The following is a 21,850-nucleotide window of genomic DNA, read 5'->3' as shown; positions in this document are numbered from 1 at the left end:
AGAACTGGGATCAGCTCTTGACGTTGGTCGGCAGCTTGCAGCCGCCGCCGATGCCCTTGGCTTGGGCGCAGGACAGGAACTCCTTGGCCGCCGGCTTGGCGACGCCCGTCGGATAGCCCAGCACCCAGCCCGGCAGACCGTCCGAGCAGGCGACTTCGACGAAGCCTTCGTTTTCGGTCGAACCGATGATGCGGGCGTCCGAGACCTTGCACGAAGCCTTGTTGAAGCCGACCAGGTCCTGGCTCAGGCGGGCGAACTGCGTGTCCTTCTTGGAGAACGAGCAGCGATAGCCGTTGAACTCGGCCGTGAGGCAGTCGAACACCGTGCCGCCGGTGGCGGTGAACACGGCGATGGCGCCCACTTCACTGCCCTTGCAGCGCAGCTCGACGACTTCCTTCTTCGGGTCGGCGCTCGGCAGCATGCCGTACTTCTCGACGTCGCAGGGGAAGCCGGCCTTGGCCGACAGCTTGCTGTAGAAGCCGGCCTGCTCGGTCTGGGCGGCGACGGCGTCGGTCATGGTGCAACCGCCACCGACGAAGCCGGCCTGGGCGCAGGGGATCGACTTGACGAAGGCGCTGGTGGCCGTCGTCTGCTGGTACATGTAGCCCTTGCCGTCCTGGCAGGAGACTTCGTAGTAGCTGTCGGTCTTGGTGCTGAGGACGTAGCGCTTGTCCTTGACCGCGCAGCCGTTGTTGGCTGCGGTGTTCAGCGCGTCGACCAGTTGCAGCTGGGTCTGACGGTTGGTCAGCTTGCAGCTGACATTGCCGCCTTCTTCGTACAGCAGGCAGCTGTTGGCGACGACTTCGCCGTTCAGGTTCATCGGGTTCGTCGTCTGGACGATGTAGCCCGCGCCGCCCTTACAGGCGACTTCGAAGAACGAGTTCTTGGCGCCCGAGCCGATGGCGCGCGCGTTTTCCTGCTCGCAGGTCACGCCGGCCTTCTGGACATACGGCGCCAGCTTCGAACCGGGGTTGGCGTTGTCGGGCAGCAGGCAGGCCAGGCCGCCGACCTTGCCGTCCGCGGCGGGTTGGCTCGATTCCAGGCAGGTATAGACCTGCGGAGCGCCTTCCTTCTTGGCGATGACCGCGAAGCCCATGCCTTCCGAGCAGGCGACTTCGTAGTACTTGTCGCCAGCCTTCTTGTCCTCGCCCATGAAGCGGGCGTCGGTGACGGTGCAGCTGGCGCCGCTGGCGGCCATGATGGCCGGGGCTTCCTTCTTACCGACCTCACGCGACTTGGCGTCGATGGCGGCGGGCTTGCCCTTCTCTTCCTTCGGCGCCGAAATGACAGCGGCGGGAATGAGAATAGCGACCGCGAGGGCGGCCGTCAGACCGATCGCGAAAGGCCTCATGGGTAACATCTCCTGGGTGGATTCCTCGCGCGGACATAAGCGCGTGCTTGTATCAGGGGTCAAGATACCCTCCGACCTAGGCGTGATGATGACTGGGTTTCGGGGCAAAAAATGGGTTGGATCAACGACAAGCGCCGGCTGAACCGGCCCTGAAGGGAACGAAATGCGCGACGGGTTTGAAGACGAAGAGACGACCGAGGTCCCCGAAGTCCGCAAGGCCGGACGGCTGGTCTATCCGTTCGAGACGGCGCCGGAGGCCGGTTCGGGCGGCGCGGTCGAGGTCGCGCCGGGCGTCCTGTGGCTGCGGATGCCGCTGGGCGGCTCGCTGCAGTTCATCAATGTCTGGGCCATCGCCGACGGCGAGGGCTGGGCGATCGTCGACACCGGCGTCCAGACCCGCGAGACCAGCCAGGCCTGGCGCGACGCCTTCGTCGGCGCTTTGGGCGGCAAGCCGGTCACCCGAGTGATCGTCACCCACCTGCATCCCGACCACATCGGCCTGGCCGGCTGGATGACCCGCAAGTTCGACTGCCGTCTCTGGATGACCCGGCTGGAATACTTCCAGTGCCGGATGCTGGTGGCCGACACCGGCCGCGAGGCGCCCGAGGACGGGGTCAAGTTCTTCCACGCCGCCGGCTGGGACGAGGACGCCATCGAGAACTACAAGGCCCGCTTCGGCGGCTTCGGCAAGGCGATCTACGCCCTGCCCGACAGCTATCGCCGGCTGTCGGATGGCGAGGACTTCGACATCGGCGGCAAGACCTGGCGGGTGGTGACGGGGCAGGGGCACTCGCCCGACCATGCCTGCCTGTGGTGTCCGGAGCTGAACGTGCTGATCTCCGGGGACCAGGTGCTGCCGCGCATCTCGTCCAACGTCTCGGTGTTCCCGACCGAGCCGGACGCCGATCCGCTGAGCGACTGGCTGCGCTCGCTGGCCAAGGTCAAGGCGACCGTGCCGGACGAGGTCGTCGTGCTGCCGGCCCATAACGATCCGTTCGAGGGGCTGCACACTCGCATCGACGGGCTGATCTCGGGCCACGAGCGGGGCCTGGCGCGGCTGGAGAAGAAGCTGGCCGAGCCCAAGCGGGTGGTCGACACCTTCGGGGCGTTGTTCGCGCGGCAGATCGGACCGGACCTGCTGGGCATGGCCACGGGCGAGGCGTTGGCTCACCTCAACTGCCTGGTCGGTCGCGGCAAGATCCAGCGCACGGTCGATGACGAGGGCGTGGCCTGGTACGCGGCTTTTTCTAGTCCAGACTAGAAACACCTGTTTGACATTTCGCGTGCGAAACATAGTCTGGCGGACATGCCCGTGCCCGCCGACCGCCGCCTCATCTTCCTGCTCAACGCCGGCCATCGGCGCGTGCAGCGCTGGATCGAGGGCAAGATGGCGGCCAAGGGCGGGCTGACCGCCGCCCAGTCGGGTGTGCTGTTCTATCTGGGCGAGAAGGACGGGGCGCTGATCGGCGAGGCCGCCGACGCCCTGGACCTGGCCCCCTCGGCCATGACCGGCCTGATCGACCGCATGACCCGCGCCGAGTTGGTCGAGCGCCGCGCCGATCCCAAGGACGGCCGCGCCATGCGCCTGCACCTGACCGAGAATGGGCGAGAGGCCCGCGAGCGCGCCAAGGCGGGCCTCGACGGCATCAACGCCCACCTGACCGAAGGCTTCACGGACGAGGAGATCGGCGTCGTCGCGCGCTGGCTCGCCAGTCTGCAGACCAAGTTCCCCAAGGGAGAATGACCATGACCGAGCATGTCAAAGTCGAGATCGACGCCGGCGTGATGACCATCACCCTGGCGCGTCCGGAAAAGAAGAACGCCCTCTCCAACGCCATGTACGGCGTGCTGGCCGACAGCCTGGAGCTGGCCGAGAAAGACACCGCCGTCCGCGTCGTGGTCATCCAGGCCGACGGCGACGCCTTCACGGCCGGCAACGACCTGCAGGATTTCGCCGCCCAGGCCACCGGCGCGTTCACGGGCGAGCGCCATGTGATCCGCTTCCTGAAGGCGCTCGCCAACGCCACCCGGCCGCTGGTCGCCGCGGTCCAGGGCCAGGCCGTGGGCGTGGGCACGACCATGCTGCTGCACTGCGACCTGGTGTTCGTCACGCCCGACGCGCGCCTGACCACGCCGTTCGTCAACCTGGCCCTGGTGCCGGAAGCCGCCTCCAGCTGGCTGCTGCCGGCCCGCATCGGCCATGCCCGCGCCTACGCCATGTTCGCCCTGGGCGAGGCGATCGACGGCGGCACCGCCGTGGCCTGGGGCATCGCCAACGGCTCGGCCGAACTCGGTGATCTGCGGGCCCGCGCCCGCGCCGCCGCCGACCAACTGGCCAAGCGTCCGCTGGGCGCCTTGACCGTCACCAAGCGCCTGATGCGCGACGCCGAAAAGATCGCCGCCCTGATGGACACCGAAGGCGCCGAGTTCGCCGCCCGCCTGCAGACGGCCGAGGCCCGCGAGGCCTTCATGGCCTTCGCCGAGCGCCGCGCGCCCGACTTCAGCAAGGTCGGCTAGTGGCCCTGCTGCTGGCCGCTGTGCTCCTGGCGCTGGCGGCCTTGCACCTCTATTGGGGCCTTGGCGGTCGCTGGCCCGGACATGACGAGGCCTCGATGGTCGAGCATGTCGTGGGCCGCACGCGCGGCATGAAGGCGCCTGGCCTCAGGGCCAGCGCCACGGTCGCCCTGGCCCTGGCGGCTGGCGGCGGCCTGATCCTGGCGAGCCTCTTCCCATCCCCGTTCGCGCCTTGGCTGAAGGCTGGACGCTGGGTGCTGTTCGCGGTCTTCGTCCTGCGCGGCCTGGCGACCTACGTCCCGCCGATCTTCCGCTATGCCGAGGGCACGCCGTTCTGGCGGCTGAACCGTCGCGCCTATGGCCCGCTGTGCCTGGCGATCGCCCTGGGGATTTTCGCCATCCAGATGTAGCGTCACCTCAAACAACGAAAACACGTGGGAGGATACAGCATGAGTGATCGCATCACCTCGGCCTTCGGGGCGAAATCGACGGCGCGCGAGGTCGTCGCGGGCCATGATCTGTCGGGGCGCGTGGCCATCGTCACCGGCGCGGCCACCGGCATCGGCGTCGAGACGGCGCGGGCCCTGGCCCTGGCCGGCGCGGAAGTCATCATCGCCGCCCGCAAGCCGGACCTCGGCGAAGAGGTCGCCAACGCGATCAACGCAGAGGTGGGCTCCAAGCGCGCCAGCTTCGGCATGGTGGATCTCGCCAGCCTGGAGTCGATCCGCCACTTCGCCCATGTCTGGGGCGATCGGCCCATCGACCTGTTGATCAACAACGCCGGGGTCATGGCCAGTCCGCTGATGCGCACGGCCGACGGCTTCGAGATGCAGTTCGGCACCAACCATCTGGGCCATTTCCTGCTGTCGGTGCTGCTGGCCCCGAACCTGGTCGCTGGGGCCAAGGCTTCGGGCAAGCGCTCGCGGCTGGTGTCGCTGTCGTCGATCGGCCACCGCCGCGCCGGGGTGAACTTCGAGGACCCCAATTACGAGCATCGCGACTACGACAAGTGGGAGGCCTACGGTCAGGCCAAGACCGCCAACAGCCTGTTCGCGGTCGGCTTCGACAAGCGGTTCAAGGACCAGGGCGTCAACGCCAACGCCGTCATGCCGGGCGGCATCATGACCCCGCTGCAGCGGCACATGTCGATCGAGGAGCAGCGGGCCATGGGCTGGCTGGACGAGAACGACAAGCCGCGCGAGGGCTTCAAGACCACAGAGCAGGGCGCGGCGACCAGCGTCTGGGCGGCGGTCGGCGACGAACTGGACGGCGTCGGCGGGCTCTATCTGGAGGACTGCAACCAGGCCGTCCCGTGGAGCCAGGAGCGTCCCTGGAACGGCGTCATGCCTCACGCCCTGGACCCCGAGGCGGCCGATCGCCTGTGGGACCTGTCGGTGAAGACCGTCGGGGCCGGCGCCTGATGCAGGACCGCACCGTCCTGCGGCTGGCCGGGGTCGCCACGATCGTCGGCGCGGCGATCGACGTCGTCGCGCCGTTCCTGATCTATCCGCGCCTGGTCGAGCCGCAGCCGCACCTCGTCTACGTGACCATCGACCTGCTGCTGATGATCGGCATGCTGGGCGTCTGGTCGGCGAGCAAGCGTACGGCCAGCGTCCTGGGCCTGGTCGGCTTCGTGCTGGGCCTGCTGGGCGTGATGCTGGTGCGGACCTCGTCGGCCAAGATCTTCGGCGAGGCGTCGTACATGATCGCCTCCAGTATCTGGTCGATCGGCATGGTGGTCTGGGCCATCGACCTGCTGCGGGCCAAGGTCTTCCGCATTTCCGCTGGCCTGTGGATCGCGGCCCTCGTCATCGGCCTTGTCGGCGTCGCCTTGAAGGATCACGGTCCCGTCGCGCACGTGGCCAAGATGAGCTTCATCGCCGGCTTCGTCTGCGCCGGCTTCGGCCTGATCAAACCGCGTGGAGACCTCGCATGAGCCTCAAGGGCAAGACCCTCTTCGTCACCGGCGCCTCGCGCGGCATCGGCTTGGCCATCGCCCTGCGCGCGGCGCGGGACGGGGCCAATATCGTCATCGCCGCCAAGACGGCCGAGGCGCATCCGAAGCTGCCGGGCACCATCTACACGGCCGCCAAGGAGATCGAGGCGGCGGGCGGCCAGGCCCTGCCGCTGGTCGTCGACGTGCGCGAGGAAGCCAATGTCCAGGAGGCGGTCGAGAAGGCCGTCGCCCAGTTCGGCGGCATCGACATCTGTGTGAACAACGCCTCGGCCATCTCGCTGACCGGGACGCTGTCGACCGACATGAAGCGCTACGACCTGATGCATCAGATCAACACGCGCGGCACGTTCCTGACCTCGAAGACCTGCATCCCGTATCTGAAGAAGTCGGCCAATCCGCACGTGCTGATGCTGTCACCGCCGCTGGACATGTCGCCGCGCTGGTTTGGCCCGCACGTGGCCTACACCATGGCCAAATTCGGCATGTCGATGTGCGTGCTGGGCATGGCCGAGGAGTTCAAGAGCGACGGCATCGCCTTCAACGCCCTGTGGCCGCGCACCGGCATCGCCACCGCTGCCATCCAGTTCGCCCTGGCCGGCGAGGAAGGCCTCAAGCACTGTCGCACGCCCGAGATCATGGCCGACGCGGCCTATGCGATCTTCAACAAGCCCTCGCGCGAGCTGACCGGCCAGTTCCTGATCGACGACACCTTCCTGTACGGCGAGGGTGTCCGTGACTTCGACCAGTACAAGGTCGATCGGGAGGCGACCCTGATGCCGGACTTCTTCGTGCCGGAAGCCAGCGAGCCGCCGCCGGGGGTGAAGATCGGCTAGCGCTTTTTCTTGGAGGTCGCAGCCTTTTTGGCGCTTGATTGGGCGGCGACCTCCAGCGACTTGCGCGACCATTCCAGCAGGACGTCCTGGTCATCCAGCGCCTCGGCCGGGGCGGTCCAGTAGGCCATCGGCTTGTCGTGGCCGAACGGCGCGAAGGCATGGGAGCCGGCGGCCTCGAACTCGAGCTTCAGGGCGTCATCGCCCTTGAGGTAGAGGGTGTCGTCGTCGATCAGGGCGAAGAACAGGCCGTTCGCATAGACGCCGACTCCGCCGAACATGGCGCGCGAGGTGATGTGGCCCAGCGGGGCCAGTTGCTCCAGAACGAAGTCCCGATAGTCCGCAGAGACCGCCATGTCCGTATCCGCCAAAGTCTCGATTAGGCCCGCCACGCCGTCCGACGCCGCCCTGATCCACCAGTTCATCCTCGATCTGGCGGACTATGAAAAGCTGCTCGACACGGTGCAGGCGACGGAGGCCGATACGGCTGCGGCCTTGTTCGGTCCAAGCGCCCGCGCCTTCGCCGACATCGCCGAGAGCGACGGCCAGCCGGTCGGCTTCGCCCTGTGGTTCTACAACTATTCGACCTTCGTCGGTCGGCACGGGATCTATCTGGAGGACCTGTTCGTGCGGCCGTCGGCGCGCGGCTCGGGCGCGGGCAAGGCGCTGCTGGCCAGCCTCGCCAAGCGCTGCGTCGACGAGGGGCTGGGCCGCCTGGAGTGGACGGTGCTCGACTGGAACGCCCCGTCGATCGCCTTCTACGACAGCCTCGGCGCGGCCGCGATGGACGAGTGGATCATCCGCCGCCTGACCGGCGACGGCATCAAGAAGCTAGCGGGGCTACTCTAGCCGGTCGGCCTTGCGCAGGTCGGGAAACAGGAAGGCCCACAGGGCCGTGACCGCCATGGCCCCGACGCCGCCGAACACCGCGGCCCCGATGGGCCCCAGCAGCCAGGCCATGGCTCCGCTCTCGACCTCGCCCAGTTCGTTGGACGCGCTGATGAACACGCCCGAGACGGCGGCGACGCGGCCGCGCATGGCGTCCGGAGTCACGATCTGCACCAGGGTCTGGCGGACATAGACGCTGAGCATGTCGGCGCCGCCCAGCACGGCCAGGGCCGCGACCGACAGCCATTCCAGTTTCGACAGGCCGAACACCACCGTGGCCAGGCCGAAGACCGCGACGCCGGCGAACATGATCCGGCCCGCGTGGCGGCGGATCGGGCTGCTGGCCAGATAGACGCCGACCAGGGTCGCGCCGATGGCCGGGGCCGCGCGCAGCAGGCCAAAACCGCCCGGGCCGATGTGCAGCACGTCCTTGGCGAACACCGGCAGCAGGGCCGTGGCCCCGCCCAGGATCACCGCGAACAGGTCCAGCGAGATCGAGCCGAAGACGATCTTGTTGTTCCAGACGTACGAGAGACCCTCCTTGATCAGCTCGACGCGCGAGCCGGGCTGGGTCTCGGGCTTGGTGTTCTTGCGGATCAGCAGGGCCAGCACGGCGGCCAGCAGGTAGAGGGCCAGCGACGTGCCGAAGGCCAGGGCCGGCGAGTGGATCAGCAGCAGGCCGCCCAGGGCCGGGCCCATGATCGAGCCGCCCTGCCAGGACAGCGAATTCCAGGCGATGGCGCGCGGCAGCAGCGGGCGCGGCACCAGCATCGGCCCCATGGCGCTGCTGGCGGGCGACAGGAAGGCGCGGCTGGCTCCGAACATCACCGAAACGGCGAAGATCGGCCACAGCGCGTGCGAGCCCATCAGGGCCAGGGTCAGCAGCACGCTGGCGCTGATGGCGTCCAGGCACAGCGTGACGGCGACGATCAGCTTGCGGGTTCGTCGGTCGGCGGTCTCGCCAGCCAGCAGGGTCAGCAGGAACAACGGCAGGAATTGGGCCAGGCCGATCATGCTGACCATGAACGCCGACTCCCCGACCGAGTGGGTCAGGCGGGCGATGGCGTAGACCTGCCAGCCCAGGGCCACCGACTGGATCTGCACCCCCAGGGTGGAGACGAACCGCGCCACCCAGAAGAGGAGGAAGTCATGCTCCCGCAACAGGGCGCGGGTAGACGTGTCGGGTGCGGGTTCGGCGAGCTCTGACATCGGGCCGCAACATAGGGCCAAGTCGCCGCACCGCAACGTTATTGACCTGAGAAAGCCTTGGCCCTACAGCGCGCGCATCTACTGGGAGCCACGGAACGTGACTTGGTCACGCTCCGAAGCCCTTCTAAGGAATTTGGGTATGCCCCGCCTGCGACGAATGACGCGCGAACGCGCCACGATCTGACGCCCTCCCGGTCGCGCCTTCGCGTCGGGAGCCTCCGACGCCCTTTCGCATTTCCCGAAGGCCGATGACCCCAATTCCGAGCGTACAAGTTCAAAAGACCATTCCTTCCGTTTCCTATCCGCCGCTGGTCCATGAGACGCCGGCGATGGAAGCGGCCGTCACCCACCTGATCGACCGGGTGTTCGGCCCCGGCCGTTTCGCCAAGTCGTCCGAGCGCCTGCGCGAGGGCAACACGCTGCTGGCCGACTGCTCGTTCGTGGCCCTGCGCGAGGGCAAGCCGGTCGGCTGTTGCCGCATGTGGCCGGTGACGATCGGCGGCGAGCCGGTCGCGTTCCTGGGTCCGCTGGCCGTCGATCCCGACGAGCGCAGCGCGGGCCTGGGCCAGGCCCTGGTCGAGAGCGCCGTCGAGGCCGCCCGCGCCGCCGGCTGGCGCGCCGTGCTGCTGGTCGGCGACGGCCCCTATTTCGGCCGGGTCGGCTTCACCAACGCCCACACGGCTGGCGTCGTCCTGCCGGGACCGGTGGACCAGCGCCGCGTGCTGCTGTTGCCGCTACGTCAAGGCGGCGATGAGGGTCTCGCAGGGTTGGTCGCGATCGATCCGCGCGCTTGAGCAGGCGGCCTGATAGGCCTAACTGATCAGTGATGACCGATGCCCCCAAAGCTGGACTGGACGGCGTCGCCGCGGCTGCGAAGGCCGACGGCGTGCGCGGCCTGCCGCCGGTCCACCTGTGGAACCCACCCCATTGCGGCGAGATCGACATCCGCATCCGCAAGGACGGTGTCTGGTTCCACGAGGGGACGCCGATCGGCCGCGAGGCCCTGGTGCGCCTGTTCTCGACCGTGCTGCGCCTCGATCCGGACGGCTATCACCTGGTCACGCCCGTCGAGAAGATGAAGATCACGGTCGAGGACGCGCCGTTCATCGCCACGCGTGTTGATCGTGAAGGCGAGGCGCTGATCTTCCAGACCAATGTCGGCGACACGGTCGAGGCTGGGCCGGAGAACCCCATCCGCGTCGAGATCGACGCCGAGACCGGCGAGCCGCGTCCTTACGTCCACGTCCGCCGGGGCCTGGAGGCGCTGATCGCCCGGCAGGTGTTCTATGAGCTGGCCGAGATGGCGCGGGACCAGGACGGCGTCTGGGGCGTGACCTCGAACGGCGCCTTCTTCCCGATCGCGCTGGCGGGAGCGATCCTCGCATGACGCCGCAAGAGCGCCGCGCCTGGATCACCAGCCGCCTGCATCCGATCTCCGAGTACGACCCGAGCCTGGCCGATCCGAAGAAGTCCGACTACGACCTCAATCCGGGCCTGAAGGTCGACAATCCGCACGCCTTGCGCCCGGCCGCCGTGCTGGTGGGGCTGATCGAGCACGAGGACGGGCTGACCGTCCTGCTGACCCGACGCTCCGACACCCTGCGCAGCCACACCGGCCAGATCGCCTTTCCCGGCGGCCGCTGCGATCCGGGCGAGACACCCTGGCAGACGGCCCTGCGCGAAGCCCAGGAAGAGGTCGCGCTCGACCCGGCCTTGGTGAGCGTGGTGGGTCTGCTGCACGGCTACCAGACGGTGACCGGCTTCCACGTGACGCCGGTGGTCGGCTTCATCGATCCCAAGGCGACCTTCGTGGCCAGCCCCGAGGAAGTGGCCGATGTCTTCGAGACCCCGTTCGCCTTCCTGATGGATCCGGCCAACCATCAGCGCCAGTCGCGGGAGGCTCCCGACGGCGCGCGGCGTCATTTCTATGCGATGCCCTGGAACGACCGGTTCATCTGGGGCGCGACGGCCGGCATGCTCCGGTCGCTGTACGAGGCGCTTTACGACGAAAGCGGACAGAACCCCTCCGAGTAGGGTGTTTCCTGTCTGGTGGAGCCAGGGTCTCCTGGCCTAACAATGACGCCCCGTTCGACGGGGCCAAGACGCGTACTTGTGGGAGTTCGGCGTTGAGCAGTGAATCGATCGGCATCCAGCCCTGGATGGCGCTACCGGAGACCAAGGCCGTGTTCGCGGCGCTGGAGGCGCGGAGCCATGCCGGCTGCGCCCGCTTCGTCGGCGGCTGCGTGCGCAACGCCGTGATGGGCAAGCCCATCGACGACATCGACATCGCCACCATCCTGACGCCGGACCTGATCATCGACGCCCTGGAGCAGGCGGGCCTGCGCGCCATCCCGACGGGCGTCGATCACGGCACCATCACCGCGCTGTCGGGCGGCAAGCCCTACGAGATCACCACCCTGCGCAAGGACGTCTCGACCGACGGCCGCCGGGCGGTGGTGGCCTTCACCCAGGACTGGGGTCAGGATGCCGAGCGTCGCGACTTCCGCTTCAACGCCCTCTATGCCGACCTCGAAGGCCGCGTCTACGATCCGACCGGCGAGGGGATCAACGACGCTCGCGAGGGCAGGGTGGTGTTCGTCGGCGACCCGATGACCCGCATCCGCGAGGATTACCTGCGCATCCTGCGCTTCTTCCGGTTCCAGGCCTGGTACGGCAAGGGCGACGCCGACCAGAAGGCCCTGGCCGCCTGCAAGGCGCTGAAGGGCATGGTCTCGGGCCGCGCCGCCGAGCGCACCCAGAAGGAGCTGATGAAGATGCTGGCCGCGGAGGATCCGCGTCCGGCCCTGCGCCTGATGGGCGCCACCAGCGTGCTGTCCTCGATCCTGCCGCAGGTGAAATCCCTGGCCCGCTTCGAGGCCCTGGTCGCCATCGAGACCGAGCAATTGTTCGAGAACGATCCCGACCTGCGCCTGGCCGCGCTGATCCCGGACGACGCCAAGCTGGCCGCCGACCTGGCCGAGCGCCTGCGCCTGCCCAACAATGTCCGCGACCGCATCGTCGACGCGGTCGGCAAGACCCCGCGCGTCGTCTCGTGGATGAGCCCGCGCGAGGCCCGCCGCGCCGTCTACGGCCTGGGCGTGCGGACGTTCAGCGACCGGATCAAGCTGGCCTGGGCCGGCTCGGGCCGCGACTCGACCGCGCCGCAGTGGCGGGCCCTGCTCGCCCTGGCCGAGACCTGGAACCCGCCGGCCTTCCCGCTGTCGGGCGACGAGGTCATGCAGGCTGGCGTGCCCAAGGGGCCACTGGTCGGCGAGGTGATGCGCGAGGTCGAGATCTGGTGGATCGACCAGGACTTCATCGAGGACAAGTTCAGCGCGATCGAGCGGCTCAAGGCCGTGGCTCAAGGGATGGTCTACTGACATGAAGATCGGCCTGCTCCAGACCGGCCATCCGCCGGGCGACCTGGCGGATACCTACGGCAGCTATTCGGCGATGTTCGAGGCGCTGCTGGGCGATGGGCACAGCTACCAAGTCTACAATGTGGAAGAAGGCGAGCTGCCCGCCGATCCGGCCGAGAACGACGCCTATGTCATCACCGGCTCGGCGGCGGGGGTCTATGACCCGCTGCCCTGGATCGAGCCGCTGAAGGCGTTCCTGCGGCAGGCCAAGGGCGAGCAGCCGATGGTCGGGGTGTGCTTTGGCCACCAGATCATGGCCGAGGCGTTCGGCGGCAAGGCCGAAAAGTCCGACAAGGGCTGGGGCGTGGGTCTGCAGGCCTATGCGGTCGAGGCACAGGAGCCGTGGATGGATGCTGCTCACCATGTGGCCGTGCCCGGCTCGCACCAGGACCAGGTGACCGTCCTGCCGCCCGGCGCGCGGGTGCTGGCCGGCAGCGCCTTCACGCCCTACGGCATCCTGGCGTACGACGACGCCAAGGCGATCTCTATGCAGTTCCACCCGGAGTTCTCGCCGGCCTACGCCACGGCGCTGATCGAGGCCCGGCGCGGCACGCGGTTCACCGACGAGCAGGCCGACGCCGCGATCGCCAGCCTGGGCGCCGACAACGACGCCGCGCGGATGGCCGCGTGGATCCGCGGATTCCTCAAGCAGGAAACCCAAGGCTAAGCGGAAGCGTTGCTCTCCCGTTGAAATCCGGGAGGTCCGCCATGCGTGTCGCTACCGTCGTGATCCTGGCCGGAACCCTGGCCGCCGCCGGCGCGGTCGTCGCCAGCGTCCAGGCCGCTCCGGAGGCTAAACCGGCTCCAGCTCCCATGGCGCTGAAGACCGCCGCCAGCTTCCAGTCGATCACGGACCCGGCCGCGCGGTCGGTCGCCTTGTTCCAGGAGGCCGGCAAGGTGATCCAGAGCCCCCGCTGCCTGAACTGCCATCCCGTCCAGCGCGCCCCGACCCAGGGCGACAACCTGCATCCGCACAATCCGCCGATGGTCGCCGGCGACAGCGGCCATGGCCCGGCTGGCATGCCGTGCTTCTCGTGCCATACGGCCGCCAACGTCCCGACCTGGGGCGCGGACATCAAGAGCATCCCTGGCGATCCGAAGTGGGGCCTGGCCCCGGCCGAGATGGCCTGGCAGGGCAAGTCGCTGGGTCAGATCTGCGCCCAGATCAAGAACCCCTCGACCAACGGCGGCAAGTCGATGGCCGAGCTGCATCACCACATGGCCGAGGACCACCTGGTCGGTTGGGCCTGGCGCCCCGGCGCGGGCCGTGTCCCGGCCCCGGGCACGCAGGCTCAGTTCGGCGAGCTGATCAAGGCGTGGATCGATACGGGGGCGAAGTGCCCTAAGGCCGCCTAGAGGCTCTTCAGATAGGCCGTAAACATGTCGGCCATGGCGTCGGCGTGGGCGGTGATCTCGGAGTCCGTGCGCGGCGTCTCGGAGAAGACGCTGGCCACTTCCTTGAGCGTCATCTTGATCAGGTCGGCGGCCTGGACGCGCGCGGCCTCCGGCGTATCTGGCAGGGCCTCGCGCATGAAGTTGAGGATGATGCCGACCCCTGACGAACGGGCCTCCGTGGCTTCCGGCGCATCGCGATAGAGCGGGGCGGCGTCGCTGAGGGCGGTGCGCATCTGCGCCTCCTCGCATTCCGAGCGCACGAAGGCGTGGACCAGGGCGCGCAGTCGCTCCAGGGGCGGGCGGCTCGCATCCTCCAGGATCGAGCGCAGCAGGTCGGTGGTCGTCCGCCACTCGTCGGTCTGCAGGCGGAACAGGATCGCGGCCTTGTTGGGGAAGTACTGATAGACCGAGCCGACGCTGACGCCGGCCTTCTCGGCGACCCGGGCGGTGGTGAAACGCGCCGCGCCCTCCTTGGCCAGAACCTGAACAGCCGCCTCCAGGATCGCCGCCACCAGCTCGGCCGAGCGGGCCTGCTGGGGCTGCTTTCGTGAGGAAATCCAGGGGCTTGCGGGCATGGCGGTCAGGGTGTCCGGCAACGCGAATAGGAAACCTGACGAATTAGTCGCATTTCTGGGGTCGGCGCAACACCGCGCTTTTGGAGACCTCCATGAACACCCTGATCAAGCTGGGTCCACTGCTGGACCGCCTGTTTGGCCTGAGCGAAGCGGCGCGTCCCGTCTTCTCCGGCGTGCCCGTCGCCGAGCGCGAGCGGCTGATGCGCAGCAAGACCGAGTATCTCGAACTCTACGGCGCGATGAAGGAATTCCCGCTGGCCGTGTCGCGCGAGACCGGGGTGCTGCTCTACATGCTGGCGCGCTCGATCGGCGCCAAGACCATCGTCGAGTTCGGGACCTCGTTCGGCATCTCGACCCTGCACCTGGCCGCGGCCATCCGCGACAATGGCGGCGGCCGCGTGATCACCACCGAGTTCGAGGTCTCCAAGGCCGAGCGCGCCCAGGAGCACTTCGTGGCCGGCGGCGTCAGCGACCTGATCGAGATCCGCCTGGGCGACGCCTTGCAGACCCTGGCTGTCGACCTGCCCGAGACCATCGACCTCGTGCTGCTGGACGGCGCCAAGGCGCTCTATCCGGAAATCCTGAGCCTGCTGGAAAGCCGCCTGCGGCCGGGCGCGTTGATCGTCGCCGACAACGCCGACTACGCGCCGGAATATCTGGCCCGCGTGCGCTCGACCGAGGCCGGCTACCTGTCGCTGCCGTTCGACGAGGACGTCGAGCTGTCGATGAAGCTTTAGGCCTCTAGGGCCACTTCACGGCCGGCGGCATCGAGCTGAGGATCGACTCGACATTGCCGCCGGTCTTGAGCCCGAACATCGTGCCGCGGTCGTAGAGCAGGTTGAACTCGACATAGCGGCCGCGCTGAACGAGCTGCTGCTCGCGCTCGTCAGCCGTCCAGGCCTCGCCCATCCGGCGGCGGACCAGTTCCGGATAGATCTCCAGGAACGCCCGGCCGACGTCTTGCGTGAAGGCGAAGTCACGATCCCAGCTGCCGCTGTCGTGGTGGTCGTAGAAGATGCCGCCGATGCCGCGCGGCTCGTTGCGGTGGGGCAGGAAAAAGTACTCGTCGCACCAGGCCTTGTACTTGGCGTACCAGTCCGGATCGTGCTTGTCGCAGGCGCGCTGGTAGGCGGCGTGGAAGTCGATGGCGTCCGGGAAATCTTGGCTGCGTTGGTAGCCGAGCAGGGGGGTCAGGTCGCCGCCGCCGCCGAACCAGCTCTTCGTGGTGGCGATGAAGCGGGTGTTCATGTGCACGGCCGGCACGCGCGGATTGGTCATGTGCGCGATCAGGCTGATCCCGGTGGCGAAGAACCGGGGATCATCGGCCGCGCCGGGCATGTTTTTCGCCATCTCGGGCGTGAAGGTCCCGTGCACCGTCGAGACGTGGACCCCGACCTTCTCGAACAGGCGACCGTGCATCATGCCCATGACACCGCCGCCGCCGGCCGGGCGATCCCAGGGCTTCTTCTCGAAGCGACCCGGCGCGCCGGGATAGAGGTCGGCGGGGGCCTCGTCCTCCAGGCGCTCGAATTCCGCGCAGATCTGGTCGCGCAGGCTTTCGAACCAGGCGCGGGCCTTGGCCTTCTTGTCGTCGAGGGAGAGGTCGGTGCTCATGCCGTCCGATTAATCCGCCGCGCGGCCCGGTGCAAATAGGTCGGTCAAAAACCGGGGGCGGTATTCGACAAGAACAAGACGGCGACCCCATATAGGTCAAGGTTTCGTACCTCCCCGGAGTTCGCCATGCCCGCCGCCAAGAAAACCGTCGCTTCGGACATCTGGATCGCCTCGGGCGTCCGCACGCCGTTCGCTAAGGTCGACGGGCCGTTGGCCTCTTACGACGCGATCGAGCTGTCCGTGCCCGTGGTGAAGGCCATGCTGGCCAAGGGCGCGCGGCCGGACTTCGCGGTCTGGGGCACGGTCATTCCGAACCTGACCTGGAGCAATATCGCCCGCGAGGTGCTGCTGGACGCCGGCGGCGATCCGACCATCCCGGCCTTCTCGACGATCATGGCCTGCTCGACCAGCATGATCGGCGCGATCGAGGCGGCCGGCATGATCGACGGACGTGGCCGCGACCTGGCCCTGGTCGGCGGCGTCGAGAGCATGAGCCGCGTGCAGATCGGCCTGTCGGTGGCCCTCTCGGACTGGATCCGCAAGTTCCAGGGCGCCAAGACCGGCCAGCAGCGCCTGGCGGCCCTGGGCGCGCTGAGCCTCAAGGACGTCAAGCTCTTCATCCCCAAGGTCGCCAACCGCACGACCGGCCTGTCGATGGGCGAGCACACCGAGATCACCGCCAAGGAATGGAACCTGTCGCGGGCCGACCAGGACGCCCATGCCCTGGCCAGCCACCAGGGCGCGGTGAAGGGCTGGGAGCAGGGCTTCTTCGACGACCTGGTCATCGAGATCGGCGGCGCCAAGCGCGACACCATACCGCGCAAGGACTCGTCGCTGGAGAAGCTGGCCAAGCTCGGTCCCGCCTTTGACAAGACCAGCGGCAAGGGCACGCTGACGGCCGGCAATTCCTCGCCCCTGACCGATGGCGCGGCGGCGATCTGGGTCGGCTCGGAGGCCGGCATGGCCCGCCTGCCGGGCGAGACGCCGAAGGTGAAGATCGTCGACTACGAGGTCACCTCGATCGATCTGCGTCACGAGGGCCTGCTGATGGCCCCGGCCTATGGCGTGCCGCGCATGCTGGCCCGCAACGGCATGACCTATGCCGATGTCGGCCTGTGGGAGATCCACGAGGCCTTCGCCGCCCAGGTGCTGTCGCACATCGCGGCCTGGGAAAGCGCCAAGTTCCTGTCGGAGAAAGCGGGTGTCACCACGCCGATGGGGGAATTCCCGCGCGAGCGCATGAACCCGTTCGGCGGTTCGCTGGCCTTGGGTCACCCGTTCGGGGCCACCGGGGCGCGGATCCTCAGCCAGGCGGTGAAGGAGCTGGCCGCCCGTCCGAAGGGCGAACGCGCCATCGTCAGCATCTGCGCCGACGGCGGCCAGGGCACGATGATGCTGCTGGAAAGCGCCTAAGCGCTCTCAGGCGGTTCTAGGTCAGGGCCGTGAAGATCAGGGCCACGACGGCGACGTCGAAGATGCGGATGGCGACGGACAGCATGCGAAAACCCGAGGGCGATGAATTCACCAACGATTAAGCAAGACTGGCGCCAACCCTTCGGTTCCTGCTGATGGCCCTCTTCTTCGACGCCGCCTGGTACGACGACCGCCTGGCCGAGCGCGGTCTGACGCGTAGCGTTCTGGCTGCCGCTGCGGGCCTGAGCGAGGCGGAACTGGCCCTGGCCTTCAAGGATCAGCGCGAACTGTCGATGCGGGAAGTCTCTGTCTTCGCGGAGCTTTTGGGCGTCACGCCGGCCGAGGCGGCGTCCCGCGCGGGCGTGCGACCGCCGCCCGCGAGCGATGTTCAGCGCATCGCCGCGCTGGAGGCGCGGGTCGCCGCGCTCGAGGCCGAACTGGCCCGCCTGAAAGGCTAGATCTTGGTCTTCTTCAGCAGGCCCGTCTGGGGACGGCGATCGGCCGGACCGGAATATTCCGTCCCGAGATAGGTCGATCTGGCCGCATCGAGCACTTCCTGCCCACCGCGCAGGCCGCGTTTTTGTCCAGGTTGGCCCATGACGTGAGCGGCGAAGGCGGCGAAGCCTTCGCGGCGCGGCGGGGGTTCCTGACGCGGTGGGGGGGCGTCTTCCTCCACAACAAAGACGACCTCTTCTTCGGTCTCGTGACGCTGGCCGTCACGCGGCGCCGGCAGAGCACGGCGCGCGGGACCAGGGCGTCGAAGAGGATCGATCGGGCCGTTCATACCCGAATTCGTAGAGCCGAGACGGTTAAGATCGCCTGGATGGTCGTGGTTAAGGCGCGGGTCAGGACTTGTTGGCCAGCTTGGCCAACTGTTCCTGCATCGCTTCCATCTGGCGCTTCAGCTCGGTCAGGGAGTCGTCGCTGGCCGGGGCGGCGGGCGCGGGGGCCGGCTGCGGTTCGGCCGGCGCGGCGCCGCCGTCCTCCGGACGCACATAGGCGAACGGCGAGAACATCTTCATGGCCCGGTCGAACAGCGCCATGTTCTGGCGGATCTGCTCTTCATAGACGCCCATGCCGGGGATCTTGCCCGGCGCGAGCCCCGCGAACTGGCCGCGCATGCGCTCCTGCTGCTTGGAGAAGCTCTCCAGCGACATCTCCAGGTACGACGGCAGGAAGGCCTGCATCGAGTTGCCGTAGAAGCCGATCAGCTGGCGCAGGAACTGGATGGGCAGCAGGTTCTGGCCGCCGCCGCGGTTCTCTTCCTCGAAGATGATCTGGGTCAGGACCGAGCGAGTGATGTCGTCATTGGACTTGGCGTCATAGACCACGAAGTCGACGCCTTCCTTCACCATGTCCGACAGGTGTTCGAGGGTCACGTAGGACGACGAGGCCGTGTTGTAGAGGCGACGGTTGGCGTATTTCTTGATGATCACGCGCTGACCGGCCGCCTTCTCGGCGCCGGCGGTCTTTTCGCCTTGTTCAGGGTTCTCGGACATTTCGTTCCCTAGTCCAGAGGTTACATCCTCTTTCGCATCGCACTATCGCTAATGCAAAGGCGAGGCGCCAGTGGTCAGATGACTTGGAGCTGTCGCGAAGGCATGAAAATGTGCCCGTGACGAACGCCGTCGCGATGTGCATGTTGGATGTTGCATCGCAAAAGCACGGGCGCCGCAACCGCGAAGGCGTCACGTCAGAACGTCACGGGAGCTTACCATGAGCGACATCGTCATCGTATCCGCCGCGCGCACGCCGGTCGGCTCGTTCAACGGGGCGCTGTCCAGCCTGCCCGCTTCGGACCTCGGCAAGATCGCCATCCAGGCCGCCGTCGAGCGCGCCGGCATCGCCCCCGCCGACGTCGATGAAGTGATCCTGGGCCAGGTGCTGCAGGCCGCCGCCGGCCAGGGCCCCGCCCGCCAGGCCTCGGTCAACGCCGGCATCCCGGTCGAGAGCCCGGCCTGGAGCCTGAACCAGCTGTGCGGCTCGGGCCTGCGCGCCGTGGCCCTGGCGGCCCAGCAGATCGCGGCCGGCGACGCCAAGATCGTCGTCGCCGGCGGTCAGGAGAGCATGAGCCAGGCCCCGCACGCGCAAAACCTGCGCGGCGGCCAGAAGATGGGCGACCTCAGCTTCGTCGACACCATGATCAAGGACGGCCTGTGGGACGCCTTCCACGGCTATCACATGGGCCAGACGGCCGAGAACATCGCCAACCGCTGGCAGATCACCCGCCAGGACCAGGACGTCTTCGCCGTCGCCAGCCAGAACAAGGCCGAGGCCGCTCAGAAGGCCGGCAAGTTCGATGACGAGATCGTCCCGGTCACCATCAAGGGCCGCAAGGGCGACACGATCGTCGACAAGGACGAATTCATCCGCCACGGCGCGACGATCGAGAGCGTCCAAGGCCTGAAGCCCGTGTTCCAGAAGGAAGGCTCGGTCACCGCCGCCAACGCCTCGGGCCTCAATGACGGCGCCGCCGCGCTGGTCCTGATGACCGCCGACGAAGCCGCCAAGCGCGGTCTCAAGCCCCTCGCCCGCATCGCTTCGTGGGCCAATGCCGGCGTCGAGCCCGAGATCATGGGCACTGGCCCGATCCCAGCCTCGAAGAAGGCGCTGGAAAAGGCCGGCTGGACCGTCGCCGACCTCGACCTGGTGGAAAGCAACGAAGCCTTCGCCGCCCAGTCGCTGTGCGTGGTCCGCGAGCTGGGCCTCGACCCGGCCAAGGTCAATGTCAACGGCGGCGCCATCGCCATCGGCCACCCGATCGGCGCCTCGGGCGCGCGCATCCTGACCACCCTGCTGCACGAGATGAAGCGCTCGGGCGCCAAGAAGGGCCTCGCCACCCTCTGCATCGGCGGCGGCATGGGCGTGGCCATGTGCGTTGAGGCCGTCTAGCCCGGTCGCGGCTAGCATGGCCCTTCGTCGGAAGGCGCTGATCGCCGTCCTCTGCGCCGTGGCGACGGGTTCCGTCGCTTCGGCCGCGGAGATCGCGACCTATCAGATCAAGCCTTCCGACGCCGACCCGGCCGTGACGCAGTTCGACGAGCCCAACCTCGTCCTGCGTCCGGCCCAGGTGGCGGCGGGGACGCCGCTGGTGGTGTTCCTGCCCGGCACCGGTGGTCGCCCGATGGGCGGACGTCTCGTGCTGCAGGCCGCCGCCGAGCAGGGCTATCCGGCGATCGGCCTGCAGTACAACAACACGCCGGCGGTGGTGCAGGTCTGCCCGCGCGACCCCGACCCAGCCTGCTCGTCGGACTTCCGCCGCATGCGGCTGTTCGGCGACGGTCCGTCCAAGGCCGCCAACAATAGCCGCGCGGAGTCCATCCAGGCGCGCCTGGCGGCCCTGCTGGTCAGGCTGGACAAGGACCATCCCGGCGAAGGCTGGGGCGGCTATCTCAAGAACGGCGCCCCGGACTGGAGCCGGATCGTGGTCAGCGGCCTGTCACAGGGCGCGGGCATGGCCGCCTGGATCGCCCGTCAGACGCCGGTGGCGCGGGTCGTCCTGTTCTCCAGCCCCTGGGACTTCACCCAGCCCGGCCAGACGCTGGCGCCGTGGATCGACGGGCCCGGCGCGACGCCGGCCGCGCGCTGGTACGCCGCCTACAATAGCCGCGAAAACACCGCCGATCTCCTGGCCCAGAGCTACCGCCGCCTGGGCGTGCCGGCCGACCATGTGCGGGTCTTCAAGCTGGACCTGCCGCCGGGCGCGCCGGAAAATGCTCCGAACCCGTACCATGGGGCCGGCATCCGCGATGTTCGCTATGTCGAAGACTGGCGTTTTCTCTACGGCAAGCCGGGCTAAGGTGGCTGAGTCGGGACTATTTCAACGCCCGCGCTGACGGGCGGCGGATCGAGAGAGGAAGACATTCCATGACGAGAGTTGCGTTCGTGACGGGCGGCACCCGCGGCATCGGTCGAGCGATCTGCGAACGGTTGATCGCCGACGGCCACAAGGTGGCGGCCGGCTATTCCGGCAACGAGGAAGCGGCCGCCGCCTGCGCCAAGGAACTGGGCGTGATGGTCGTGAAGGGCAATGTCGGCCACTTCGAGGACTGCCAGGCGGCCGTCAAGAAGGTCGAGGCCGAGCTGGGCCCGGTCGATATCCTGGTCAACAACGCCGGCATCACCCGCGACGGCATGCTGCACAAGATGACCTACGAGCAGTGGTCGGAAGTGATCCGGGTCAACATGGACTCGGCCTTCAACATGACCCGCCCGGTGATCGAGGGCATGCGCGATCGCGGCTGGGGCCGCATCGTCAACATCAGCTCGATCAACGGCCAGAAGGGCCAGATGGGCCAGACCAACTATTCGGCCGCCAAGGCCGGCCTGATCGGCTTCACCAAGGCCCTGGCGCTCGAGAACGCCAAGAAGGGCGTCACCGTCAACGTGATCTGCCCGGGCTATATCGACACCGAGATGGTGGCGGCGGTGCCGGAGAACGTGCTGGCCCAGATCATCGCCGGCATCCCCGTCGGCCGTCTGGGCAAGGGCGAGGAGATCGCCGACATGGTCTCGTTCCTGTCGGGCGAGCGCGCGGGTTTCGTGACCGGCGCCACGCTCAGCCTGAACGGCGGCCAATACATGGCCTGATCCCGGGTCTCTACGGACTTCCCCGAAGCCAAGGCTTGACGCCGACTGTTGCGGTTGGGCCTCATGCCGCCGGCTTCGGGGTTTGGACGTTAACA

Annotated in this window: 29 protein-coding genes and 1 pseudogene; 22 read left to right on the top strand and 8 right to left on the bottom strand. The window is 68.0% G+C overall.

The window, feature by feature from the left end; genetic code table 11:
- Positions 1-10: 10 nt before the first annotated feature.
- Positions 11-1,360 (bottom strand): hypothetical protein, encoded by a 1,350-nt coding sequence (locus tag AC07YH_RS01590; RefSeq protein WP_494745258.1) that lies wholly within the window; start codon positions 1,358-1,360, stop codon positions 11-13.
- A gap of 154 nt (positions 1,361-1,514) precedes the next feature.
- Between AC07YH_RS01590 and AC07YH_RS01585 the strand changes: the two genes are divergently transcribed.
- From AC07YH_RS01585 to AC07YH_RS01555, 7 genes are read left to right on the top strand one after another with little or no spacing between them, the layout of a single operon-like run.
- On the top strand, positions 1,515-2,612 hold the full coding sequence (locus AC07YH_RS01585) for an MBL fold metallo-hydrolase (RefSeq protein WP_494745257.1): 1,098 nt from the start codon (positions 1,515-1,517) through the stop codon (positions 2,610-2,612).
- A 45-nt stretch (positions 2,613-2,657) separates the two neighbouring features.
- Positions 2,658-3,095, top strand: a complete 438-nt coding sequence (locus AC07YH_RS01580; RefSeq protein WP_494745256.1) for a MarR family winged helix-turn-helix transcriptional regulator — start codon at positions 2,658-2,660, stop codon at positions 3,093-3,095.
- Between the two features lie 2 nt (positions 3,096-3,097).
- On the top strand, positions 3,098-3,868 hold the full coding sequence (locus tag AC07YH_RS01575; RefSeq protein ID WP_494745255.1) for an enoyl-CoA hydratase-related protein: 771 nt from the start codon (positions 3,098-3,100) through the stop codon (positions 3,866-3,868).
- A complete protein-coding gene (locus AC07YH_RS01570; RefSeq protein WP_494745254.1) occupies positions 3,868-4,275 on the top strand; it encodes a DUF3995 domain-containing protein in 408 nt (135 codons plus the stop codon). Before AC07YH_RS01575 ends, AC07YH_RS01570 begins: the two co-directional genes overlap by 1 nt.
- A 39-nt stretch (positions 4,276-4,314) precedes the next feature.
- The gene (locus AC07YH_RS01565) at positions 4,315-5,286 is read left to right on the top strand and encodes an SDR family NAD(P)-dependent oxidoreductase (protein WP_494745253.1); all 972 of its coding nucleotides are present in this window, start codon (positions 4,315-4,317) and stop codon (positions 5,284-5,286) included.
- Entirely contained in the window at positions 5,286-5,801 is a 516-nt protein-coding gene (locus AC07YH_RS01560; protein WP_494745252.1) for a hypothetical protein, read from the top strand. Before AC07YH_RS01565 ends, AC07YH_RS01560 begins: the two co-directional genes overlap by 1 nt.
- On the top strand, positions 5,798-6,655 hold the full coding sequence (locus AC07YH_RS01555) for an SDR family oxidoreductase (protein WP_494745251.1): 858 nt from the start codon (positions 5,798-5,800) through the stop codon (positions 6,653-6,655). Before AC07YH_RS01560 ends, AC07YH_RS01555 begins: the two co-directional genes overlap by 4 nt.
- On the opposite strand, the gene AC07YH_RS01550 is transcribed toward AC07YH_RS01555, so the two are convergent.
- Positions 6,652-7,008, bottom strand: a complete 357-nt coding sequence (locus AC07YH_RS01550; RefSeq protein WP_494745250.1) for a TfoX/Sxy family protein — start codon at positions 7,006-7,008, stop codon at positions 6,652-6,654. The two genes, AC07YH_RS01555 and AC07YH_RS01550, sit on opposite strands and share 4 nt — an antisense overlap.
- On the opposite strand from AC07YH_RS01550, the gene AC07YH_RS01545 reads away from it, so the two are divergent.
- Entirely contained in the window at positions 7,007-7,501 is a 495-nt protein-coding gene (locus tag AC07YH_RS01545) for a GNAT family N-acetyltransferase (protein WP_494745249.1), read from the top strand. The genes AC07YH_RS01550 and AC07YH_RS01545 overlap by 2 nt on opposite strands.
- On the opposite strand, the gene AC07YH_RS01540 is transcribed toward AC07YH_RS01545, so the two are convergent.
- The gene (locus AC07YH_RS01540) at positions 7,493-8,749 is read right to left on the bottom strand and encodes an MFS transporter (protein WP_494745248.1); all 1,257 of its coding nucleotides are present in this window, start codon (positions 8,747-8,749) and stop codon (positions 7,493-7,495) included. The two genes, AC07YH_RS01545 and AC07YH_RS01540, sit on opposite strands and share 9 nt — an antisense overlap.
- A 139-nt stretch (positions 8,750-8,888) precedes the next feature.
- Here AC07YH_RS01540 and AC07YH_RS01535 point away from each other — a divergent pair, with 139 nt between their 5' ends.
- From AC07YH_RS01535 to AC07YH_RS01505, 7 genes are all read left to right on the top strand, one after another.
- A complete protein-coding gene (locus AC07YH_RS01535; protein WP_199170699.1) occupies positions 8,889-8,933 on the top strand; it encodes a hypothetical protein in 45 nt (14 codons plus the stop codon).
- Positions 8,934-8,997: 64 nt separating this feature from the next.
- Entirely contained in the window at positions 8,998-9,543 is a 546-nt protein-coding gene (locus tag AC07YH_RS01530) for a GNAT family N-acetyltransferase (protein WP_494745247.1), read from the top strand.
- Between the two features lie 32 nt (positions 9,544-9,575).
- A complete protein-coding gene (locus tag AC07YH_RS01525) occupies positions 9,576-10,136 on the top strand; it encodes a DUF1285 domain-containing protein (RefSeq protein ID WP_494745246.1) in 561 nt (186 codons plus the stop codon).
- Positions 10,133-10,783 carry a CoA pyrophosphatase gene (locus tag AC07YH_RS01520; protein WP_494745245.1) on the top strand — a complete coding sequence of 217 codons (651 nt, stop codon included), beginning with the start codon at positions 10,133-10,135 and terminating at the stop codon, positions 10,781-10,783. The genes AC07YH_RS01525 and AC07YH_RS01520 overlap by 4 nt, the downstream gene beginning before the upstream one ends.
- Positions 10,784-10,875: 92 nt before the next feature.
- Positions 10,876-12,129, top strand: coding sequence for a CCA tRNA nucleotidyltransferase (locus AC07YH_RS01515; protein ID WP_494745244.1), 1,254 nt, complete (start codon positions 10,876-10,878; stop codon positions 12,127-12,129).
- A gap of 1 nt (position 12,130) precedes the next feature.
- The gene (locus AC07YH_RS01510) at positions 12,131-12,835 is read left to right on the top strand and encodes a glutamine amidotransferase-related protein (protein ID WP_494745243.1); all 705 of its coding nucleotides are present in this window, start codon (positions 12,131-12,133) and stop codon (positions 12,833-12,835) included.
- A gap of 41 nt (positions 12,836-12,876) precedes the next feature.
- Entirely contained in the window at positions 12,877-13,524 is a 648-nt protein-coding gene (locus tag AC07YH_RS01505) for an Isoquinoline 1-oxidoreductase subunit (RefSeq protein WP_494745242.1), read from the top strand.
- Here the strand turns inward: AC07YH_RS01505 and AC07YH_RS01500 are convergent.
- Positions 13,521-14,138: a TetR/AcrR family transcriptional regulator gene (locus AC07YH_RS01500; RefSeq protein ID WP_494745241.1), complete on the bottom strand. Its 618-nt coding sequence runs from the start codon at positions 14,136-14,138 to the stop codon at positions 13,521-13,523. The two genes, AC07YH_RS01505 and AC07YH_RS01500, sit on opposite strands and share 4 nt — an antisense overlap.
- A gap of 92 nt (positions 14,139-14,230) precedes the next feature.
- Between AC07YH_RS01500 and AC07YH_RS01495 the strand changes: the two genes are divergently transcribed.
- Positions 14,231-14,875, top strand: a complete 645-nt coding sequence (locus AC07YH_RS01495; protein ID WP_494745240.1) for an O-methyltransferase — start codon at positions 14,231-14,233, stop codon at positions 14,873-14,875.
- Positions 14,876-14,879: 4 nt separating this feature from the next.
- Here AC07YH_RS01495 and hemF read toward each other — a convergent pair.
- Positions 14,880-15,707, bottom strand: a pseudogene (gene hemF / locus AC07YH_RS01490) (oxygen-dependent coproporphyrinogen oxidase); the annotation flags it as partial.
- Here hemF and AC07YH_RS01485 point away from each other — a divergent pair.
- Complete coding sequence (locus AC07YH_RS01485; protein WP_494745338.1) at positions 15,679-15,765, top strand: hypothetical protein; 87 nt, start codon at positions 15,679-15,681, stop codon at positions 15,763-15,765. The pseudogene hemF and the gene AC07YH_RS01485 overlap by 29 nt on opposite strands.
- Positions 15,766-15,878: 113 nt before the next feature.
- Entirely contained in the window at positions 15,879-17,165 is a 1,287-nt protein-coding gene (locus AC07YH_RS01480) for an acetyl-CoA C-acyltransferase (protein ID WP_494745239.1), read from the top strand.
- 16 nt (positions 17,166-17,181) lie between these two features.
- Here the strand turns inward: AC07YH_RS01480 and AC07YH_RS01475 are convergent, their stop codons facing one another.
- Positions 17,182-17,247: a hypothetical protein gene (locus tag AC07YH_RS01475; protein WP_125155815.1), complete on the bottom strand. Its 66-nt coding sequence runs from the start codon at positions 17,245-17,247 to the stop codon at positions 17,182-17,184.
- Between the two features lie 67 nt (positions 17,248-17,314).
- On the opposite strand from AC07YH_RS01475, the gene AC07YH_RS01470 reads away from it, so the two are divergent.
- The gene (locus tag AC07YH_RS01470) at positions 17,315-17,623 is read left to right on the top strand and encodes a helix-turn-helix domain-containing protein (RefSeq protein ID WP_494745337.1); all 309 of its coding nucleotides are present in this window, start codon (positions 17,315-17,317) and stop codon (positions 17,621-17,623) included.
- Here AC07YH_RS01470 and AC07YH_RS01465 read toward each other — a convergent pair.
- Together AC07YH_RS01465 and phaR are read right to left on the bottom strand one after the other, a co-directional pair.
- On the bottom strand, positions 17,620-17,949 hold the full coding sequence (locus tag AC07YH_RS01465) for a hypothetical protein (protein ID WP_494745238.1): 330 nt from the start codon (positions 17,947-17,949) through the stop codon (positions 17,620-17,622). The two genes, AC07YH_RS01470 and AC07YH_RS01465, sit on opposite strands and share 4 nt — an antisense overlap.
- A gap of 61 nt (positions 17,950-18,010) precedes the next feature.
- Complete coding sequence (gene phaR, locus AC07YH_RS01460) at positions 18,011-18,664, bottom strand: polyhydroxyalkanoate synthesis repressor PhaR (RefSeq protein ID WP_494745237.1); 654 nt, start codon at positions 18,662-18,664, stop codon at positions 18,011-18,013.
- Between the two features lie 217 nt (positions 18,665-18,881).
- Here phaR and AC07YH_RS01455 point away from each other — a divergent pair, with 217 nt between their 5' ends.
- From AC07YH_RS01455 to AC07YH_RS01445, 3 genes are all read left to right on the top strand, one after another.
- Positions 18,882-20,057 (top strand): acetyl-CoA C-acetyltransferase, encoded by a 1,176-nt coding sequence (locus AC07YH_RS01455; RefSeq protein WP_494745236.1) that lies wholly within the window; start codon positions 18,882-18,884, stop codon positions 20,055-20,057.
- A 16-nt stretch (positions 20,058-20,073) separates the two neighbouring features.
- Positions 20,074-20,964: a BPSS1187 family protein gene (locus AC07YH_RS01450; protein WP_494745235.1), complete on the top strand. Its 891-nt coding sequence runs from the start codon at positions 20,074-20,076 to the stop codon at positions 20,962-20,964.
- 68 nt (positions 20,965-21,032) lie between these two features.
- Entirely contained in the window at positions 21,033-21,755 is a 723-nt protein-coding gene (locus AC07YH_RS01445) for a beta-ketoacyl-ACP reductase (RefSeq protein ID WP_494745234.1), read from the top strand.
- The last annotated feature ends 95 nt before the right edge of the window (positions 21,756-21,850 follow it).

The organism is Caulobacter sp. GW456-12-1-14-TSB4 (assembly GCF_059424195.1).
The sequence above is the reverse complement of the archived record's forward strand: the minus strand, read 5'-3'. Positions and strand labels throughout refer to the sequence as shown.

Bases quoted from the DNA above. Each gene is read 5' to 3' on its own strand.
- AC07YH_RS01590 (WP_494745258.1), bottom strand. From the start codon at position 1,360: ATGTTACCCATGAGGCCTTTCGCGATCGGTCTGACGGCCGCCCTCGCG.
- AC07YH_RS01585 (WP_494745257.1), top strand. From the start codon at position 1,515: ATGCGCGACGGGTTTGAAGACGAAGAGACGACCGAGGTCCCCGAAGTC.
- AC07YH_RS01580 (WP_494745256.1), top strand. From the start codon at position 2,658: ATGCCCGTGCCCGCCGACCGCCGCCTCATCTTCCTGCTCAACGCCGGC.
- AC07YH_RS01575 (WP_494745255.1), top strand. From the start codon at position 3,098: ATGACCGAGCATGTCAAAGTCGAGATCGACGCCGGCGTGATGACCATC.
- AC07YH_RS01565 (WP_494745253.1), top strand. From the start codon at position 4,315: ATGAGTGATCGCATCACCTCGGCCTTCGGGGCGAAATCGACGGCGCGC.
- AC07YH_RS01560 (WP_494745252.1), top strand. From the start codon at position 5,286: ATGCAGGACCGCACCGTCCTGCGGCTGGCCGGGGTCGCCACGATCGTC.
- AC07YH_RS01555 (WP_494745251.1), top strand. From the start codon at position 5,798: ATGAGCCTCAAGGGCAAGACCCTCTTCGTCACCGGCGCCTCGCGCGGC.
- AC07YH_RS01545 (WP_494745249.1), top strand. From the start codon at position 7,007: ATGTCCGTATCCGCCAAAGTCTCGATTAGGCCCGCCACGCCGTCCGAC.
- AC07YH_RS01550 (WP_494745250.1), bottom strand. From the start codon at position 7,008: ATGGCGGTCTCTGCGGACTATCGGGACTTCGTTCTGGAGCAACTGGCC.
- AC07YH_RS01540 (WP_494745248.1), bottom strand. From the start codon at position 8,749: ATGTCAGAGCTCGCCGAACCCGCACCCGACACGTCTACCCGCGCCCTG.
- AC07YH_RS01530 (WP_494745247.1), top strand. From the start codon at position 8,998: ATGACCCCAATTCCGAGCGTACAAGTTCAAAAGACCATTCCTTCCGTT.
- AC07YH_RS01525 (WP_494745246.1), top strand. From the start codon at position 9,576: ATGACCGATGCCCCCAAAGCTGGACTGGACGGCGTCGCCGCGGCTGCG.
- AC07YH_RS01520 (WP_494745245.1), top strand. From the start codon at position 10,133: ATGACGCCGCAAGAGCGCCGCGCCTGGATCACCAGCCGCCTGCATCCG.
- AC07YH_RS01510 (WP_494745243.1), top strand. From the start codon at position 12,131: ATGAAGATCGGCCTGCTCCAGACCGGCCATCCGCCGGGCGACCTGGCG.
- AC07YH_RS01505 (WP_494745242.1), top strand. From the start codon at position 12,877: ATGCGTGTCGCTACCGTCGTGATCCTGGCCGGAACCCTGGCCGCCGCC.
- AC07YH_RS01500 (WP_494745241.1), bottom strand. From the start codon at position 14,138: ATGCCCGCAAGCCCCTGGATTTCCTCACGAAAGCAGCCCCAGCAGGCC.
- AC07YH_RS01495 (WP_494745240.1), top strand. From the start codon at position 14,231: ATGAACACCCTGATCAAGCTGGGTCCACTGCTGGACCGCCTGTTTGGC.
- AC07YH_RS01480 (WP_494745239.1), top strand. From the start codon at position 15,879: ATGCCCGCCGCCAAGAAAACCGTCGCTTCGGACATCTGGATCGCCTCG.
- AC07YH_RS01465 (WP_494745238.1), bottom strand. From the start codon at position 17,949: ATGAACGGCCCGATCGATCCTCTTCGACGCCCTGGTCCCGCGCGCCGT.
- phaR (WP_494745237.1), bottom strand. From the start codon at position 18,664: ATGTCCGAGAACCCTGAACAAGGCGAAAAGACCGCCGGCGCCGAGAAG.
- AC07YH_RS01455 (WP_494745236.1), top strand. From the start codon at position 18,882: ATGAGCGACATCGTCATCGTATCCGCCGCGCGCACGCCGGTCGGCTCG.
- AC07YH_RS01450 (WP_494745235.1), top strand. From the start codon at position 20,074: ATGGCCCTTCGTCGGAAGGCGCTGATCGCCGTCCTCTGCGCCGTGGCG.
- AC07YH_RS01445 (WP_494745234.1), top strand. From the start codon at position 21,033: ATGACGAGAGTTGCGTTCGTGACGGGCGGCACCCGCGGCATCGGTCGA.